The sequence below is a fragment of the Paraburkholderia sp. Ac-20340 genome (genome assembly GCF_017104965.1).
GTDB lineage: Bacteria > Pseudomonadota > Gammaproteobacteria > Burkholderiales > Burkholderiaceae > Paraburkholderia.
In genome coordinates this window covers 291,853-305,716 of sequence record NZ_JAAGPR010000002.1, presented here as the reverse complement: position 1 = coordinate 305,716, position 13,864 = coordinate 291,853, and the positions used below count along the sequence as shown (strand labels likewise).

Sequence of the window (13,864 nt, the reverse complement as noted above, 5' to 3'; positions counted from 1 at the left end):
GATCGTCCGCGTGAGTTCACGCGGTTTCCGGCTTCGGCAGCCCCGAAGGCAGCGTGCTGATGCGCTTGACCTCGCGCGAATCGAGCCAGTTCGGCGTGCGCGCGCAGTAGAGCACCATCGGCAAGGCGTCTTCGCCCCAGAACAATTGCTTGTTCATCCAGAAAGTCGGCACGCCGAACACACCCATGGCGATGGCGTCGTTGGTGTAGCGGCGCAGTTGCGCGCGTACCGCTTCCTCTTCGATCAGCGCTTCGCCATGCGCGATGCCCACGCGTTCGCACAACTGTTCGAAGCCTTCTTCGCTCGACGGGTCGCGGCCTTCGCGCCAGATGAAGCGGAAGATCTCGCGCACGCAGGCAAATTCGCCGCCTGCGGCGATCGCCAGCAGCATCGGCTTGACCGAGTCGAACGGATGCGCGGGCGGCATCTTCAGCGGAATGCCGAGTTGTTCCGCGCGAAACAGCGCGTGGCGATAAGTGAAGATGCGCTTGGCGGGAATTGCGCCGCCGTATGGCGTTCCCCAATGGCGGTACAGGTCGCTGAGCAGCACCGGCGTCGGCACGAAGTCGAAGCCCGGCCACTTGTCGTACTGCTCCAGCAGCAGGTACGAGAACGGCGACACGAAGTCGTAGAACCAGGCCGGCTGGGTGGCGTCGATGCCGCGGATCATGCTGTTCCTCCGAAATGGGCTTCATGCGGACCGCACGAGCGGCCCGTCGTTCGAGTATTGATCGTATTCGATACTGCGTGCTGCCTTTTTGCCTGCGGACTTTCCATAGGCAGGGTGCTGATTTTCGTGCGCTTTTTACGTACGTTTCGCAGGTTCGTCGCCCGGCGACGCTGCACGGGTGTCGCTGCTGCCATCGCCATCGCCTTCTGCAGCGCGGGTGGCGTCGGCCTCCTCGCGCGTTGCGGCGAGCCGTTCACGCACCGCCGAAAGCCGCTCGCGCACGAAGCCGATGTGCTCGCGCAGCACGTAGAACTGCCCGGCATACGCCAGCGGCATCTTCATGCCGTTCACCGATTCCTCGATCTTGTCGAGTTGACGCACGAGCGAGCGGCGTTCCTCGGGCGAGTTATCGGCGAGCGCGGCGCGTTCCAGCGCGATCAGCGAACCATACCAGCGATAGATCCGCGATTTTACCCGCCAGGCGTAGAGCCCAGGCACGAGCCGCAAGCCCGGAATCAGCACGACGATGATCGGCACCAGCACGACCAGCAGCCGGTCGGCGAGGCTCGCGAGCCAGAACGGCAGCACGCGGTAGAGGAAGCTCTTGCCCGACTTGTAGTAGCGCGCGGCATCGTCGCTGATCGGGAAATCCTGGGCGCGCGGCGCCGGGAATTCGCCCGCGCGCTGCAGCAGGGTCGAGCGGCCGTGCACTTCCTTGGCGGCGTCGACGAGCAGATCGGAGAGCGCGGGGTGCAGCGAGTCGCGCGCGACCAGTTCGGCCGTCGGCGCGATGAAGTGCAGCGGCGCGGCGGGCAGGTTGCGGCCGAAGTCGAACGCGCCCATCGGAATCGTGATCGCCGTGAGGTAGGGAAAGCGGCGCGCGTAGGCGTCGGCCTGGGCGAAGTCGAAAAAGCGCACGCCGGGCATGCGCATCAACCGGCCCATGACCGGCGGCTGGGCGGAGTCGCCCGCCAGAAACGCCACGTCGATCTTGCCCGCCACGAGCGCGCGCGCGGCATCGTCGCCGGATAGCGGCAGCAATTGGGTCTTGCCGCCCGGTTCGATGCCGTTGGCCTTGAGCAGCGTGAGCGCGAGTTCGCGCGTGCCGCTGCCTTCCGCGCCGATGGCAAGGCGCTCGCCTTCGAACTGCGACAGCCGCGTGACGGGCGGACCGTGATAGAACACCGCGAGCGGCACATAGGCCACGCTGCCGAGCGACACGAGCCCCTCGGGCACTTTGCTGGAGAGGCCGTCCTGCACGAATGCGACATCGACATGCGAGGCCGGGTCGGACAGGCGCGCGAGATTCTGCGCCGAGCCTTCCGATTCGAGCACGGTCAGCGTGATGTTGTTGCGCGCGAGGATGGTCTTGTACTTCTGCGCCGCGTTCCAGTAGGTGCTGCCCTTGGGGCCCGCGCTCATCGTCAGCGTGCTGGGCGGCGCGGGCTGGATCAGCCGCACGGCCAGCCAGATGGCGGCCACGCTCACCAGCAGGATGGGGCCGAACGAGACGGCCAGATCGCGCCACGAGATCGCCACGAAGCGCGCAACGAGACGCGGAGGAGGTTTGCGGCCGGTGGGGGACTTCATCGGGGAATGGCGGGCCTCGGAGGTTCTGGTTCTGGTGCGGTGCTGCTGGGGTGATTGCCGGACCCGCTCGGGCGCAGGAGGTTGAAGCGGCTGAAGCGGTTAAAGCGGCGTTCGTGCGCCGCAGTGTCTCTGAGCGCCGATGTTACATGAGATTCATCGCCGTGACGGCATGGGGACCGGCGTGGCGTACACGCCGCGTTGTGCCCTAAATCCTTTGCGCTTGGGCTTGGCCCAGGCTAAATTGTGGATCGCTGCGGCGCGCCCAGGCGCGTGGCGGCGGAATTGGCCTGATGAATCGCCGGAACATCGAGCGGCATCGGCCATCAGATCGTCATCATTACAAGCTACAAGGCTATCGAAGCAGGCGCACCAGCACGACCGGCATTGCCGAAGTCCGTGCGGATCGCGCCGCCGATACCGGCGCGGCTTTTCGCGCGCTCAACCGAATCCTTGCCTCTCGCATCAGCGTGTCCCGACCATGGCAGTGCCGCGGTGTCTCGACGCGCTTGTGTCACTTTGTGACCGCTTGCGCCTGCTTGCTCCCGTTCGCCTGCCCGTGGGTGTCGTAACCGAAGCCGTCAGTCCGGGCGGAGCGCGTTCCCGCGTCCCGTCACCGGAAAAGGCGGTCCATTTTCGCCACGTGGCTCGGGCCATGAGCGAAGCAACGTGTGAAGCAACAACGCGATAGCAACAAGGAGAAAACATGAAATCGGTCGCTTTTCTGAAGACCCTGGCCGCTGCGGCTTGCATGACGGTCGCATTCGGCGCCTTTGCCCAGGACAATTCGGCTGCGAGCGGCGCGGCTGCTACGACGACGGCGGCACCGGCTCCGTCGGCCAAGAAGGTTGACCGCAAGCTCGGCTACACCGTGCGCAAGGCGCTGTCGAAGACGCAAGGTCTCGACGTGTCGAACATCACCGTGCGTTCGCGCTCGGGCGCCGTCACCCTGAGCGGCACGGTGCCGACGCAGGGCCAGATCGACCAGGCAGGCCAGGCCGCGCAAGGCGTGGCAGGCGTGAAGTCGGTCGCGAACAAGCTGACGGTCATGCAGCAGTAAGATCGGCATCGGCTGGATGGAGATCCGGCACGATTGACCGCGAAAACGGGCCCCGGCCATGCGCCGGGGCCCGTTTTTTTCGGACTATTTGCACACGGCATGGCGGATGCGCGCCGTAAATGTGGACTGACACACAGCTTTCGCGTGTTTAGGGGTATACCGTGGAGTATGCAGACCCCACGAGGCTCTTGTGGCTCCTTGCCGGACACTGTCATGACTATCCACACCTACACCGATTTGCCGCTCGTCGATCGCGCGGCGTTCGAGCTGGCCTGCGCACGGCATGGCTTCGCTCCGATCCACTTCGACGTGAGCGGGGAAGCCGATCCCGACGATCCCGAGCACAGCGAACTGCTGATCGTGCGGCGCGGCGCGTGGGCGCAGGCCTACCGCATCGACGCGCGCGGGCAGTGGCTGCGCCAGTTCGAAACCGATCTCAATGGCCGCTTTTTCAGCCGGGCGCCGTACGCCTGAGCGCGAGCGGGAGATAGGGCAGGACGGGGAAAGACGCGCGGGGAGAAGCCCGCGCGAGAGGGTTTTTTGCCGCTTTGATCGCGTCGATCGCGTTTTTCCGGCTATTGCCCGGCTCGGGCGGAACCCAAGCCGGATCAGACCCATTCAAACGGACTCAAGCCAGCACGAGCCGCGCGCCCACGAGCGTGAGCGTGGCGGCCAGCAGCATGCGCAGCAGCTTCTCGGGTGCGCGCGACGACAGCATGCTGCCGATGGCGATCCCCGGCAGCGATCCGCACAGCAGCGAAAGCAGCATCGACCAGTCGATCGATCCCAGCAGCCAATGCCCCGCGCCCGCGAGCAGCGTGAGCGGTACCGCATGGGCCACATCGGAGCCGACGATGCGCACCGTCGGCAGCGCCGGGTAAAGCAGCAGCAACACCGTCACGCCGATCGCGCCCGCACCCACCGAAGTCAGCGACACCAGCGCGCCCAGAATCGCTCCCGTGAGGATCGTGAAAAGCAGCGTGCGCGTTTCGCTCGGCCCATGCCGATGGCGCGCCGCGAAGGCCGCCAGTTGCGGGCGGAACAGCAGCGCCACGGCGGTGATCAGCAGCGCCGCGCCCAGTACGGCCTGGATCAGATGGCCGGCGCGCGGCGTGTCCATGCCGTATCGATGGAGCAGGATCAGCGTGATGGTGGCCGCCGGCACGCTGCCGGCCGCGAGGCGCAAGGTCACGCGCCAGTCCACCGATCCCTTGAGCCCGTGCACCAGCGTGCCCGCGGATTTGGTCGCGGCGGCGTAGAGCAGGTCGGTGCCCACGGCGGTGGCCGGATGGACGTTGAACAGCAGCACGAGGATGGGCGTCATCAGCGAGCCGCCACCCACGCCCGTCAGGCCGACCAGAAAACCGACCGCGAGGCCGGACAGCGAATACAGCGGTTCGATATGAGGTAGGGACATCGCGGCGGCGCGGATCGCGCACGGGGCGCGCTTCTCGCGTGTAATTAATGCGGTCTGGCTACATGCCTCGCGGATGACGCTGCTTCGCTGCGCGTGCCGGCAAGGAGAGGCGATCTCGATGCAATCGGGCGGCGCGACAGGCTGGACAGCGACAAAGGCTGGCGGCGAAAATCCGCTATTGTCGCAAAACCGGCGACCTGGCGCAGGGACAGGACGAAATCTTCCTGAAATTTTCTGTCCCCGGGGTTGTTCCGCCTGCCATTCACACGCGCCCACCTGACCAGAACGCCTATGAATTCCGGCATTGCCTACGCCCTGTCCGCTTTCGTGATCTGGGGCCTCTTCCCGATCTACTTCAAGACGCTCCATCAGATTCCCGCGCTCGAAATGCTGGCGCACCGCATGGCGTGGTCGCTCGCGTTCATCCTGATCGTGCTGCTGGTGCGGCATCACTGGAGCTGGCTGCGGCCCGCGCTGCGCGACCGGCGTCTCGTGGCGCGCTTCGCGGCGAGTGCCGTGCTGCTGTCGGCCAACTGGGGCATTTATATCTGGGCCGTGAACGCCGGGCATATCGTCGAGGCGAGTCTGGGCTACTTCATCAATCCGCTGATCAATGTGGTGTTCGGCTACGCGTTCCTGCGCGAGCGCATGCGCCCGCTGCAATGGTGCGCGGTGGCGCTCGCGGCGCTGGGCGTGGCCTGGCTGACCTGGCAGAACGGCACGCCGCCGTGGATCAGCCTCGCGCTGGCGGTGACCTTCGGCGGTTATGGACTGCTGCGCAAGACCGCGCAGCTTGGCGCGCTCGAAGGGCTGACGCTGGAAACCGTGCTGCTGTTCCCGGTCGCGCTGGTGTATCTGAGCGCCATTGGCCTCGCTGGGGCGAGTCATTTCGGGCACGCGTCGCTGGGCGTGCAGTTGCTGCTGGCGGCGGCCGGGCCGGTCACCGCCGTGCCGCTGTTGATGTTCGCGGCGGCGGCGCGGCGCATTCCGCTGTCGATGCTCGGGCTGATCCAGTACGTCACGCCCACGCTGCAACTGCTCACCGGCGTGCTGATTTACGGCGAGCCGTTCGGCGCCGTGCGGGCGGTGGGTTATGGCGCGATCTGGGTGGCGCTGGTGCTCTATTCGTTCGAAGGCTTGCGCGGGACGCTGGCGGCGGCGCGGGCTGCGCGTCTGGCGCGCACGGCGGGTTAAAGCGTCACACAGACGTCGGACGATAGCGGCAGGGCTGGTTAGCCTCGCGCGCCTATGCGACGATGGCCGACGATGCCGTGGCGCTGAACACGTCGCTGCATCGCCCATCGGCAAGACGTAAAAAACGGAGACACCCGCGCATGAGCAATGAAGCGCTGCATCGCTTCGAGGAGACGTTCGCGCCGCGCATCGCCGCGAAGCTCGCGAGCCAGTTCGGCCCCACGGTTCAGGTCGATGTCGTGCCCAGCGCGGGCCACGGCCGGCCGACGCGCGTGCGTCTGCGCGGCGAGCCCGCCGAAGCGCGCCATCCCTATGCGTATGCGCTGAATCTGTCGCTGACCTGGGATATCGACGAAATCGAGCGTCTCATGGAGCCCGGCGGCGAGGCGCGCTTCACGCATTATCTGGAAGCGACGGTGCGCAAGATGGCGTCGTGGGAAACGGCGCGTCCGGTCAATTTCGCCACGCGCACGCAGGGCGAGCCGGAGATCCTGATCGGCGGGCTGGATTTCGAGGGCGGACCTTCGGACTTTTAGACTTTCAAACGCCCGTGGCCATGAGCGCGTGAACGGCCTTCACCGCCATGCCCACCGCCACGCAGCCCGCGAACACTGCAAACGATTGTTGCAGGCGCACGCCGCTCACATGACTGGCGAAGCCGCGCCCCACCAGCATGCCCGCGAGTGCGCCCGCCGCGAACGGCAGCGCGTTGAGCCACAACATATGCCCGCTGGCCGCCGAAGCCACGACGCCCGCCGTCGATACCAGCGCGATCACGGCCAGCGAAGTCGCGACGATGCCCTGCATCGGAATATCGGATGCGCGCTTGAGCGCGGGCACGATCACAAAGCCGCCGCCCACGCCGAGCAGTCCCGACAAAAAACCCGCCATCGCCCCCGATAGCGCGAGCGCCCGCGCGCAGGGCGCGGTCCAGTCGAGCTTGCCGCGTTCGAGATTGAGGCGGCAGGGCAGATCGGAGGGACAGGGTTCGGCGCCGCCGTGAAGGTCGTGCCCGGCTTGCGCGGACGGCTGGCGGAACATGCGCCACGCTACTCGCGCGAGCACGAGGGCGAACAGCAGCATCAGCGGCGCATCCGGCACGCGATGCGCGACCCAGAGACCGGCCGGCGAGATCACTGCGCCCGCCGACGCCATCAGCGCGGCAGCCTTGTAGCGCACGCGGCCTTCGCGCAGCGCGAGCAGCGCGCCGATGCCCGCCGCCAGCGTGACCGCGAAAAGCCCGATCGGCGCGGCCTGCGCCACGCCTAAACCAAGCCCAAACACCAGCAAAGGCACCGCGACGATGGCCCCGCCCGCGCCCGTCAACGCGAGAATCAGCCCAACGACCGAGCCAAGCGCGGCGCTAACGAAGAGGGCGGTGTCCATGATGCGGCGTCTCCTTCAGGTGTTTAGCCTTGCGTTCAGCCTTGTGCGTCGCCGGGCTTCGCGCCCGTGAACCACTCGCGGCCCTTGAGCATGCCGCTCCAGTAGAAGCGCGGCAGCACGCTGGCCTTGAGGAACCACATCAGGCGGCGCGGACGCGTCGGGTCGAGCGGGAAGGTCGGCAGCAGCTTGCCGCCGTAGCCGAATTCGGCCAGCACGACCTTGCCTTTCTCGACCGTGAGCGGACACGAACCATAGCCGTCGTAGCGATAGTGCATTGCCGTGTTCGCGCGCGCGGCGAGCAGATTCTCCGCGACGATCACGGCCTGCTTGCGCGCCGCCGCGCCGGTCTTGGCATTGGGCGCGGAACACACGTCGCCGAGCGAAAACACATTGGGCCAGCGCGGATGCTGCAGCGTCGCGTGATCGACTTCGCACCAGCCGGCGGCATCGGCGAGATCGCTTTCGCGGATGAAGTCGGGTGCCACTTGCGGCGGCACCACGTGAATCATGTCAAAGCGCTTGTCGACGCGCGTGACGTTGCCATCGGCGTCCTTCACTTCGAAGGTGGCCTTGCGCGCCGGGCCGTCGATGGCCACGAGGTTCGAGCTGAATTCGAGCTGCGCGTTATAGCGCTTCACGTATTCCATGAGCGGTGGCACGAAAGTCGGCACACCGAACAACACCGCGCCGGCCAGATCGAATTCGACCTTCAGCTTCGAGAGCACGCCGCGCTTCATCCAGTGATCGCAGGCGAGATACATGGCTTTTTGCGGCGCGCCCGCGCACTTGATCGGCATGGCCGGTTGCGTGAACAGCGCCGTGCCGCTTTGCATCTGCTGCACGAGTTCCCACGTGTAAGGCGCGAGATCGTAGCGGTAATTCGAGGTCACGCCGTTCTGGCCGAGCGTTTCCTTGAGCCCTTCGATGCGCTCCCACGCGAGGCGCAGACCAGGCGTGACGATCAACTGTTTGTACGCGATGGTTTCGCCGTTGGTGAGCTGCACGCGGTTCTGCGCGGCTTCGACGCGCTGCGCGCCTGCGCGAATCCACGTCGCGCCTTGCGGCATCACGCTGGCCATCGTGCGGCGCGTTTTCTTCACGTCGAAAGCGCCGCCGCCTACCAGCGTCCATGCGGGCTGATAGTCGTGGTGATCGTTGGGCTCGACGATGGCGATGCGCAGATTGCGCTGACGCTTGAGCAGGCTGGACGTCACGCTGATACCCGCGAGCCCGCCGCCGATCACGACCACATCCCACGGCTCGCTCGCCCGCGCGCTGTTCGCCGCGGAGGCCGAAGCCTGCGGCGAGGTGAGCGGTGCGGCAACGGCGCTGGCCTGCGCGAATTGCCACAGATTGGTCGCGCGATTGCCGGTGCGGCAGTAAGCCAGCACGGGCGCGGGCAGATCGGCGAGCAGTTGCGCGAATTGCGCGACATCGTCGGGACCGATCTTGCCGGGCGTGACGGGCAGAAACGCGAAGCTCAGGCCGAGTTGCTGCGCGGCTTCGCGGATATCGCTCGACGCGGGCTGCGACGGACCGCCTTCGCCATCGGGCCGGTTGCAGATGATCGACCGGTAGCCGGCAGCGGCGATGGCCGCGAGATCGGCGGGCGTGATCTGGTCGGCGCTCGCGAAGCGCGCGTCGTGTTGCACGATTTGCATGGGCTCGAAGGCTCCTGGTAGGACTGAGTAGGGGGCGGCGCGGGCGTTTATCCTGGCGCTTATTCGGGGCGCGCGGGACGCGAAGGTTGCGCCTTCAGGCGGCCGCAATAGAGGCTGGAGAGCGTCTGCATCACCTGGATGACTTCGGTGCTCGCGAGGCGGTAGTAGATGTACTTGCCTTCGCGGCGCGTCTCGACGAGGCCTTCCTCGCGCAGCACGCCCAGGTGCTGCGACAGACTGGGCTGATGCACGCCGACGAGCGCTTCAAGCTCGCCGACATTGCGCTCGCCTTCGGTGAGCTGGCACAGCAGCAGGAGACGGTCTTCGTGCGCGAGCGCCTTGAGCAGCGCGCAGCACTTTTCGGCGGATTCGCGCAGCGCGGAAAGCGCCTCGGGCGTGATGGGAGAGTTCATAGGCGGAGTTCGATCCATGAAGCGATGGGGTAGATCACGCTAGATCAGATCAAGGGGAAGCCGACAGTTGGTTGACAAACATTATATCGATTCATAATATGTGTTTCAATAGAACATGAGCCGTATGGAGTTACCCGATGTCCGAACTTGTTGCCGCCGCGACTGAAACCCAGACACACGTCGATCCTTTCTTCGATCCGGTCACCGCCACGGTGACTTACGTCGTGCACTCGGGGCGCGGTTCGGCGTGCGCCATCGTCGATCCGGTGCTCGACTACGATCCGAAGTCGGGCCGCACGTCCACGGATTCGGCGCAGCGCGTGATTGCTTTCGTGCGCGAATACGGCCTCACGGTCGAGTGGCTGCTGGAAACCCACGCGCACGCCGATCATCTTTCGGCCGCACCGTTTCTCAAGCAGCAACTGGGCGGCAAGATCGCCATCGGCGAGCACATTCGCAGCGTGCAGGGCGTGTTCGGCAAGGTCTTCAACGTCAATGACACGCTGGCCGGCGATGGCAGCGAGTTCGATCATCTCTTCACCGACGATGAAACCTTCCACGTTGGCCCGCTCGAAGCGCACGCGATGCACGTGCCCGGCCACACGCCCGCCGATCTCGCTTACCGCATCGGCGACGCGGTGTTTGTCGGCGATACGATGTTCATGCCGGATGTGGGATCGGCGCGCTGCGATTTCCCGGGCGGCGACGCGCACACGCTCTACCGCTCGGTGCGCAAGCTGCTCGATCTGCCCGGCGACACGCGGCTTTTCATGTGTCACGACTATCCGCCTGCATCGCGCGGGCCGCGCTTCGAAACCACCGTCAGCGCGCAGCGCAGCGACAACATCCATCTGAACGATCGCGTGAGCGAAGACGACTTCGTGCAGATGCGCAGCGCGCGCGACCGCACGCTCGCCATGCCGAACCTCATCCTGCCGTCGATCCAGGTGAATATCCGCGCAGGCCGCTTGCCCGAACCGGAAGACAACGGCGTGCGTTATCTCAAGATTCCGCTCGACGCGCTCTGACCTGGATCATCGAAAGCGGCACTCGCCGCTTTGTCCGAAATTCGAAAGCATCTGTCCACTCGACTGTCTGGCGGCAATCTAGACTGGTTCCGTACTGAATCACAAGCCAATTACCGATTCTGCGGAGCCCAACATGAAAGCCATCCAGTTCAAGACCTTCGGCAAGCCTGATGTCCTCGCGCTCGTCGATCTCCCCACGCCCGCGCCCGCCGAAGGCCAGGCGCTCGTGCAGGTGAAGGCCGCCTCCGTGAACCCGAGCGACGTGAAAAACGTCTCGGGTCACTTCGATCACACCGTTCTGCCGCGCGTGCCGGGCCGCGATTTCAGCGGCGTGGTGGTGGCGGGGCCGCAGGAATGGATCGGCGCCGAAGTCTGGGGCACGGGCGGCGATATCGGCTTCACGCGCGACGGCACGCACGCCGAATTCATCCAGATTCCGGTCGCGGCGCTCGCGCGCAAGCCGAAGGCGCTCACGCATGCGCAGGCTGCGTCGATCGGCGTGAATTTCGTGGTGGGCTGGCTGGGCACGGTCGATTACGCGCAATTGAGCGCGGGCGAGACGATCGCGGTGATCGGCGTGTCGGGCGGCGTGGGCGGGGCGGTCACGCAGATCGCGAAGGCGCGCGGCGCGCGCGTGATCGGCATTGGCCGCGAAGCGCCGGACGCGGATTCGCCGGCTGCGCGCCTGATCGACGCCTTCGTGCCGATGGATGGCGATACCGCCGCGACCGTGCGCGAACTCACCGGCGGTGCAGGCGCCGATGTGGTCTACGACGCGGTTGGCGGCGTGGCGTTCGAACTGGCGCTCTCGCTGGTCAAGCGGCGCGGGCGCGTGGTCGAGATCAGCGCCACGGGCAAGCGCCGCGTGGAGTTCGATCTGATCGACTTCTATCACAACGAAACGCAGTTGCTGGGCGCGGATAGCGCGAAGCTCGGCGTGACGGATGCCGCGCCGATCATGCGCGCGCTGGCCGATGCCTTCGACGCCGGGCAGTTCGCCGCACCCGTGGTGGCCGAACGTTTCCCGCTCGAACGCGCGCAGGACGCCTATGCGGCCGTGGCGGCGGGCACGCGCGGGCGCGTCGTGATCGACATCGCCTGATTGCGGCGCACACCGAGGAGTCGGCCATGAAGGCTTATCTGGTTTCGTTCGCCGTGGGTGCGCTCGCGGGCCTGCTGTACAGCGTGCTCGACGTGAAGTCGCCCGCGCCGCCCACCATCGCGCTGATCGGCTTGCTGGGCATGCTCGCCGGGGAGCATGCCATCGGCTTCGTGCGCAGCTGCATCACGCATCTGGCGGGCTGAAATACGCTCAGATCTGCGCGCGCACGAGGCGTTCGGGAAAATGCGTGCGCAGCGTGCGGGCGTCGAGCAGCGCCAGATCCTTGTCGAGTTCCAGCGTGACGAGGCTTTTGGTCTGCGCGTCGAGCGCCTTGCGCAGCGCGCCCAGAAAGGCGGGCGGCGCGGCCAGCACGAGCGTGCCATAGCGGCCGTCGTTGCGCGCCTTGGAAAGCGTGCCCGCAACCTGTGCGGCGAACACCGTGGTTTCGTGCTCGTGATGGGCGGTGTCGGGGTCGCTCGCCTGGCGCCCGGCGGTGGCGCGCTCGGTGCGGCCGGAGCGGTCGCTCACCAGACTCTGCTGCTGCACGCGGCTTTCGGGATGGAGCAGCGTTTCGACTTCCTCGATGGCGCCCAGCGGACTATCGGTCACGAAAATGCGCGCGGTCACGCGATTGGCAACGACAACCCAGATCGATTTGGACATGCTTGCCTCCCTGCCGGAGCATCGGCCAGACGTCGACGAACGTGTAGCCGTTGCGATGAATGGATTCGCGCGGCGCGGCGCGAACATCAAGGGTAGCGCTTTCGCGCCGGTACAAGGTGTCAGCGTGCGCGATGTTCGTGCCCGGAGGGATCGCGTAAATAAGGGGCGGAAATGCAGCAGGGCCGCTCACGCGTGTCGCGCGAGCGGCCCTGTTTGCGTCAGGCAAGGCGTGTTGAAGAACTTACTTCGCCTTGTCCGCCGAATTGGTGATGGCGTTGCCGCCCTTGGAGATGTCTTCGCCCGCACCGGCAATGGTGTTGCACGCAGCGAGCGTGACGGCGAAGAGGGCAAGGGCAAACGCAAGATAACGCTTCATGTGGCTCATGTCGGCTCTCCTTTTGATGGAAATCCCAGCAACCCGCGATAAAAGAAGCGATGCGGCGCAACCCTACTGCAAGCCACTCCCTGACGACTGCGGTGCGCGCATCGAATCGATTGTACGCGCGAACCGGGGTCACATGCTCAGGGCTTTGCCTCGTTGCGGCGCTGCTTGCGCACCACCATCCATTTGGGCGAGCGAAAGCGCACGATGCTCACGTAGAGCCACACGTAAGTGAGCGCAAACACCACCACGAAGCAGAACAGATGCAGCGTGTGGCGCCAGAACAGCGTGGCCGGAATCACGGCCACGAGGCACAGCAGCCAGAGATACGGCGATGTCAGCGAATTGCGGCGCGTGAGTTCGCGCGCGGTGCGTGCGCCGACGGCCCAGCGCATCAGGCGCTTGTAGACGAGCATGTGCAGATGCACGCCATCGGGGATGCCCGGCGACATGCCGCGCACGAACTTCTTCCGGTAGATCGAAAAACAGGTCTCGAAGATCGGGTACATGAACAGCAGCACCGGATACCACGCCGAGACATCGCGATTGCGCATCACCAGCAGGATCGACAGTTCGGCCAGCATGAAGCCGATAAAATACGCGCCGCCGTCGCCGAGGAAAATCAGGCCGGCCGGGAAATTCCACATGAAGAAGCCCAGCACCGCGCCCATCATGATGAACGACGCCGAGAGCACGACCGGATCGTGCACCTGGAAGGCCACGTAGGCGAGCGAGGCGAACATCATGAACGCGACCATCGACGCGAGGCCGTTGAAGCCGTCGATGATATTGACCGCGTTGGCGAGCGCCGCGACCGCGAGCACGGTAATCACGCAGGAAATTGCCGCGTAGGACAGCAGGAAATCGAGCGGCGGCACGCTGATGCGTGTGACCGCGATGCCCAGCAGGAAATACGCGAGCGCGGCGGCGGCCATCGTGCAGACCAGACGCGCGAGCGGCGAGACCTTCTTGGTCAGATCTTCGACGAGACCCGAGGCGAACGCCGGCAGCCCGCACGCCACGATGCCCAGAATGCCGCCCGACACCGCCGGGTACGCGCCGTGCAACTGCGCCGCCGCGACGATCAGCCCGGCGAGAATGCCCGTACCGCCGATACGCGGCACCGGACGCGCGTGGAATTTCTGTACGCCCGCGAGGTCCGAATCGACGGAAAACCTTTCATGCAGATGCGCGTAACGCACGATCAGCAGTGTGACCAGCAGTGAGACGATGAAGCCAAGTGCGAAACTAAGCATGAAAGGTAAACGCAGGGCGCAAAAGGGGAATGCGGGATTATACAA

General features: G+C 65.8%; 16 protein-coding genes. 7 read left to right on the top strand and 9 right to left on the bottom strand.

Annotated elements, in window-relative coordinates:
• Nucleotides 1-16 precede the first annotated feature (16 nt).
• A complete protein-coding gene (locus G3N59_RS04325; RefSeq protein WP_205981316.1) occupies nucleotides 17-670 on the bottom strand; it encodes a 2-hydroxychromene-2-carboxylate isomerase in 654 nt (217 codons plus the stop codon).
• Nucleotides 671-805: 135 nt separating this feature from the next.
• Complete coding sequence (locus G3N59_RS04320; RefSeq protein ID WP_205981315.1) at nucleotides 806-2,260, bottom strand: TAXI family TRAP transporter solute-binding subunit; 1,455 nt, start codon at nucleotides 2,258-2,260, stop codon at nucleotides 806-808.
• 703 nt (nucleotides 2,261-2,963) lie between these two features.
• On the opposite strand from G3N59_RS04320, the gene G3N59_RS04315 reads away from it, so the two are divergent.
• Together G3N59_RS04315 and G3N59_RS04310 are read left to right on the top strand one after the other, a co-directional pair.
• Nucleotides 2,964-3,317 carry a BON domain-containing protein gene (locus G3N59_RS04315; RefSeq protein ID WP_205981314.1) on the top strand — a complete coding sequence of 118 codons (354 nt, stop codon included), beginning with the start codon at nucleotides 2,964-2,966 and terminating at the stop codon, nucleotides 3,315-3,317.
• A 213-nt stretch (nucleotides 3,318-3,530) separates the two neighbouring features.
• Nucleotides 3,531-3,791 carry a hypothetical protein gene (locus G3N59_RS04310; protein ID WP_205981313.1) on the top strand — a complete coding sequence of 87 codons (261 nt, stop codon included), beginning with the start codon at nucleotides 3,531-3,533 and terminating at the stop codon, nucleotides 3,789-3,791.
• 154 nt (nucleotides 3,792-3,945) lie between these two features.
• On the opposite strand, the gene G3N59_RS04305 is transcribed toward G3N59_RS04310, so the two are convergent.
• Complete coding sequence (locus G3N59_RS04305) at nucleotides 3,946-4,734, bottom strand: sulfite exporter TauE/SafE family protein (protein ID WP_205981312.1); 789 nt, start codon at nucleotides 4,732-4,734, stop codon at nucleotides 3,946-3,948.
• A 291-nt stretch (nucleotides 4,735-5,025) separates the two neighbouring features.
• Between G3N59_RS04305 and rarD the strand changes: the two genes are divergently transcribed.
• Nucleotides 5,026-5,928, top strand: coding sequence for an EamA family transporter RarD (gene rarD / locus G3N59_RS04300; RefSeq protein WP_205981311.1), 903 nt, complete (start codon nucleotides 5,026-5,028; stop codon nucleotides 5,926-5,928).
• 140 nt (nucleotides 5,929-6,068) lie between these two features.
• Entirely contained in the window at nucleotides 6,069-6,464 is a 396-nt protein-coding gene (locus tag G3N59_RS04295; RefSeq protein ID WP_205981310.1) for a DUF5594 family protein, read from the top strand.
• A gap of 4 nt (nucleotides 6,465-6,468) precedes the next feature.
• On the opposite strand, the gene G3N59_RS04290 is transcribed toward G3N59_RS04295, so the two are convergent.
• Genes G3N59_RS04290 through G3N59_RS04280 form a run of 3 tightly spaced genes read right to left on the bottom strand, consistent with a single transcriptional unit; the run spans nucleotide 6,469 to nucleotide 9,388 of the window.
• On the bottom strand, nucleotides 6,469-7,314 hold the full coding sequence (locus G3N59_RS04290) for a sulfite exporter TauE/SafE family protein (RefSeq protein ID WP_205981309.1): 846 nt from the start codon (nucleotides 7,312-7,314) through the stop codon (nucleotides 6,469-6,471).
• A gap of 35 nt (nucleotides 7,315-7,349) precedes the next feature.
• A complete protein-coding gene (locus G3N59_RS04285) occupies nucleotides 7,350-8,975 on the bottom strand; it encodes a bifunctional protein tyrosine phosphatase family protein/NAD(P)/FAD-dependent oxidoreductase (protein ID WP_205981308.1) in 1,626 nt (541 codons plus the stop codon).
• A gap of 59 nt (nucleotides 8,976-9,034) precedes the next feature.
• On the bottom strand, nucleotides 9,035-9,388 hold the full coding sequence (locus G3N59_RS04280) for a metalloregulator ArsR/SmtB family transcription factor (RefSeq protein ID WP_205981307.1): 354 nt from the start codon (nucleotides 9,386-9,388) through the stop codon (nucleotides 9,035-9,037).
• Nucleotides 9,389-9,525: 137 nt separating this feature from the next.
• On the opposite strand from G3N59_RS04280, the gene G3N59_RS04275 reads away from it, so the two are divergent.
• The 3 genes from G3N59_RS04275 to G3N59_RS04265 all read left to right on the top strand — a co-directional run bounded on the left by G3N59_RS04275 (nucleotide 9,526) and on the right by G3N59_RS04265 (nucleotide 11,721).
• Nucleotides 9,526-10,416, top strand: a complete 891-nt coding sequence (locus G3N59_RS04275) for an MBL fold metallo-hydrolase (protein ID WP_205981306.1) — start codon at nucleotides 9,526-9,528, stop codon at nucleotides 10,414-10,416.
• 133 nt (nucleotides 10,417-10,549) lie between these two features.
• Entirely contained in the window at nucleotides 10,550-11,518 is a 969-nt protein-coding gene (locus G3N59_RS04270; RefSeq protein ID WP_205981305.1) for a zinc-binding alcohol dehydrogenase family protein, read from the top strand.
• 26 nt (nucleotides 11,519-11,544) lie between these two features.
• Nucleotides 11,545-11,721 (top strand): DUF1427 family protein, encoded by a 177-nt coding sequence (locus G3N59_RS04265; RefSeq protein WP_205981304.1) that lies wholly within the window; start codon nucleotides 11,545-11,547, stop codon nucleotides 11,719-11,721.
• Between the two features lie 7 nt (nucleotides 11,722-11,728).
• Here G3N59_RS04265 and G3N59_RS04260 read toward each other — a convergent pair whose 3' ends face one another.
• The 3 genes from G3N59_RS04260 to G3N59_RS04250 all read right to left on the bottom strand — a co-directional run bounded on the left by G3N59_RS04260 (nucleotide 11,729) and on the right by G3N59_RS04250 (nucleotide 13,819).
• On the bottom strand, nucleotides 11,729-12,181 hold the full coding sequence (locus G3N59_RS04260) for a host attachment protein (RefSeq protein ID WP_205981303.1): 453 nt from the start codon (nucleotides 12,179-12,181) through the stop codon (nucleotides 11,729-11,731).
• A gap of 241 nt (nucleotides 12,182-12,422) precedes the next feature.
• Nucleotides 12,423-12,557, bottom strand: coding sequence for an entericidin A/B family lipoprotein (locus tag G3N59_RS04255; RefSeq protein WP_027816744.1), 135 nt, complete (start codon nucleotides 12,555-12,557; stop codon nucleotides 12,423-12,425).
• 146 nt (nucleotides 12,558-12,703) lie between these two features.
• Nucleotides 12,704-13,819 (bottom strand): glycosyltransferase, encoded by a 1,116-nt coding sequence (locus G3N59_RS04250; protein ID WP_205981302.1) that lies wholly within the window; start codon nucleotides 13,817-13,819, stop codon nucleotides 12,704-12,706.
• Nucleotides 13,820-13,864: the final 45 nt, after the last annotated feature.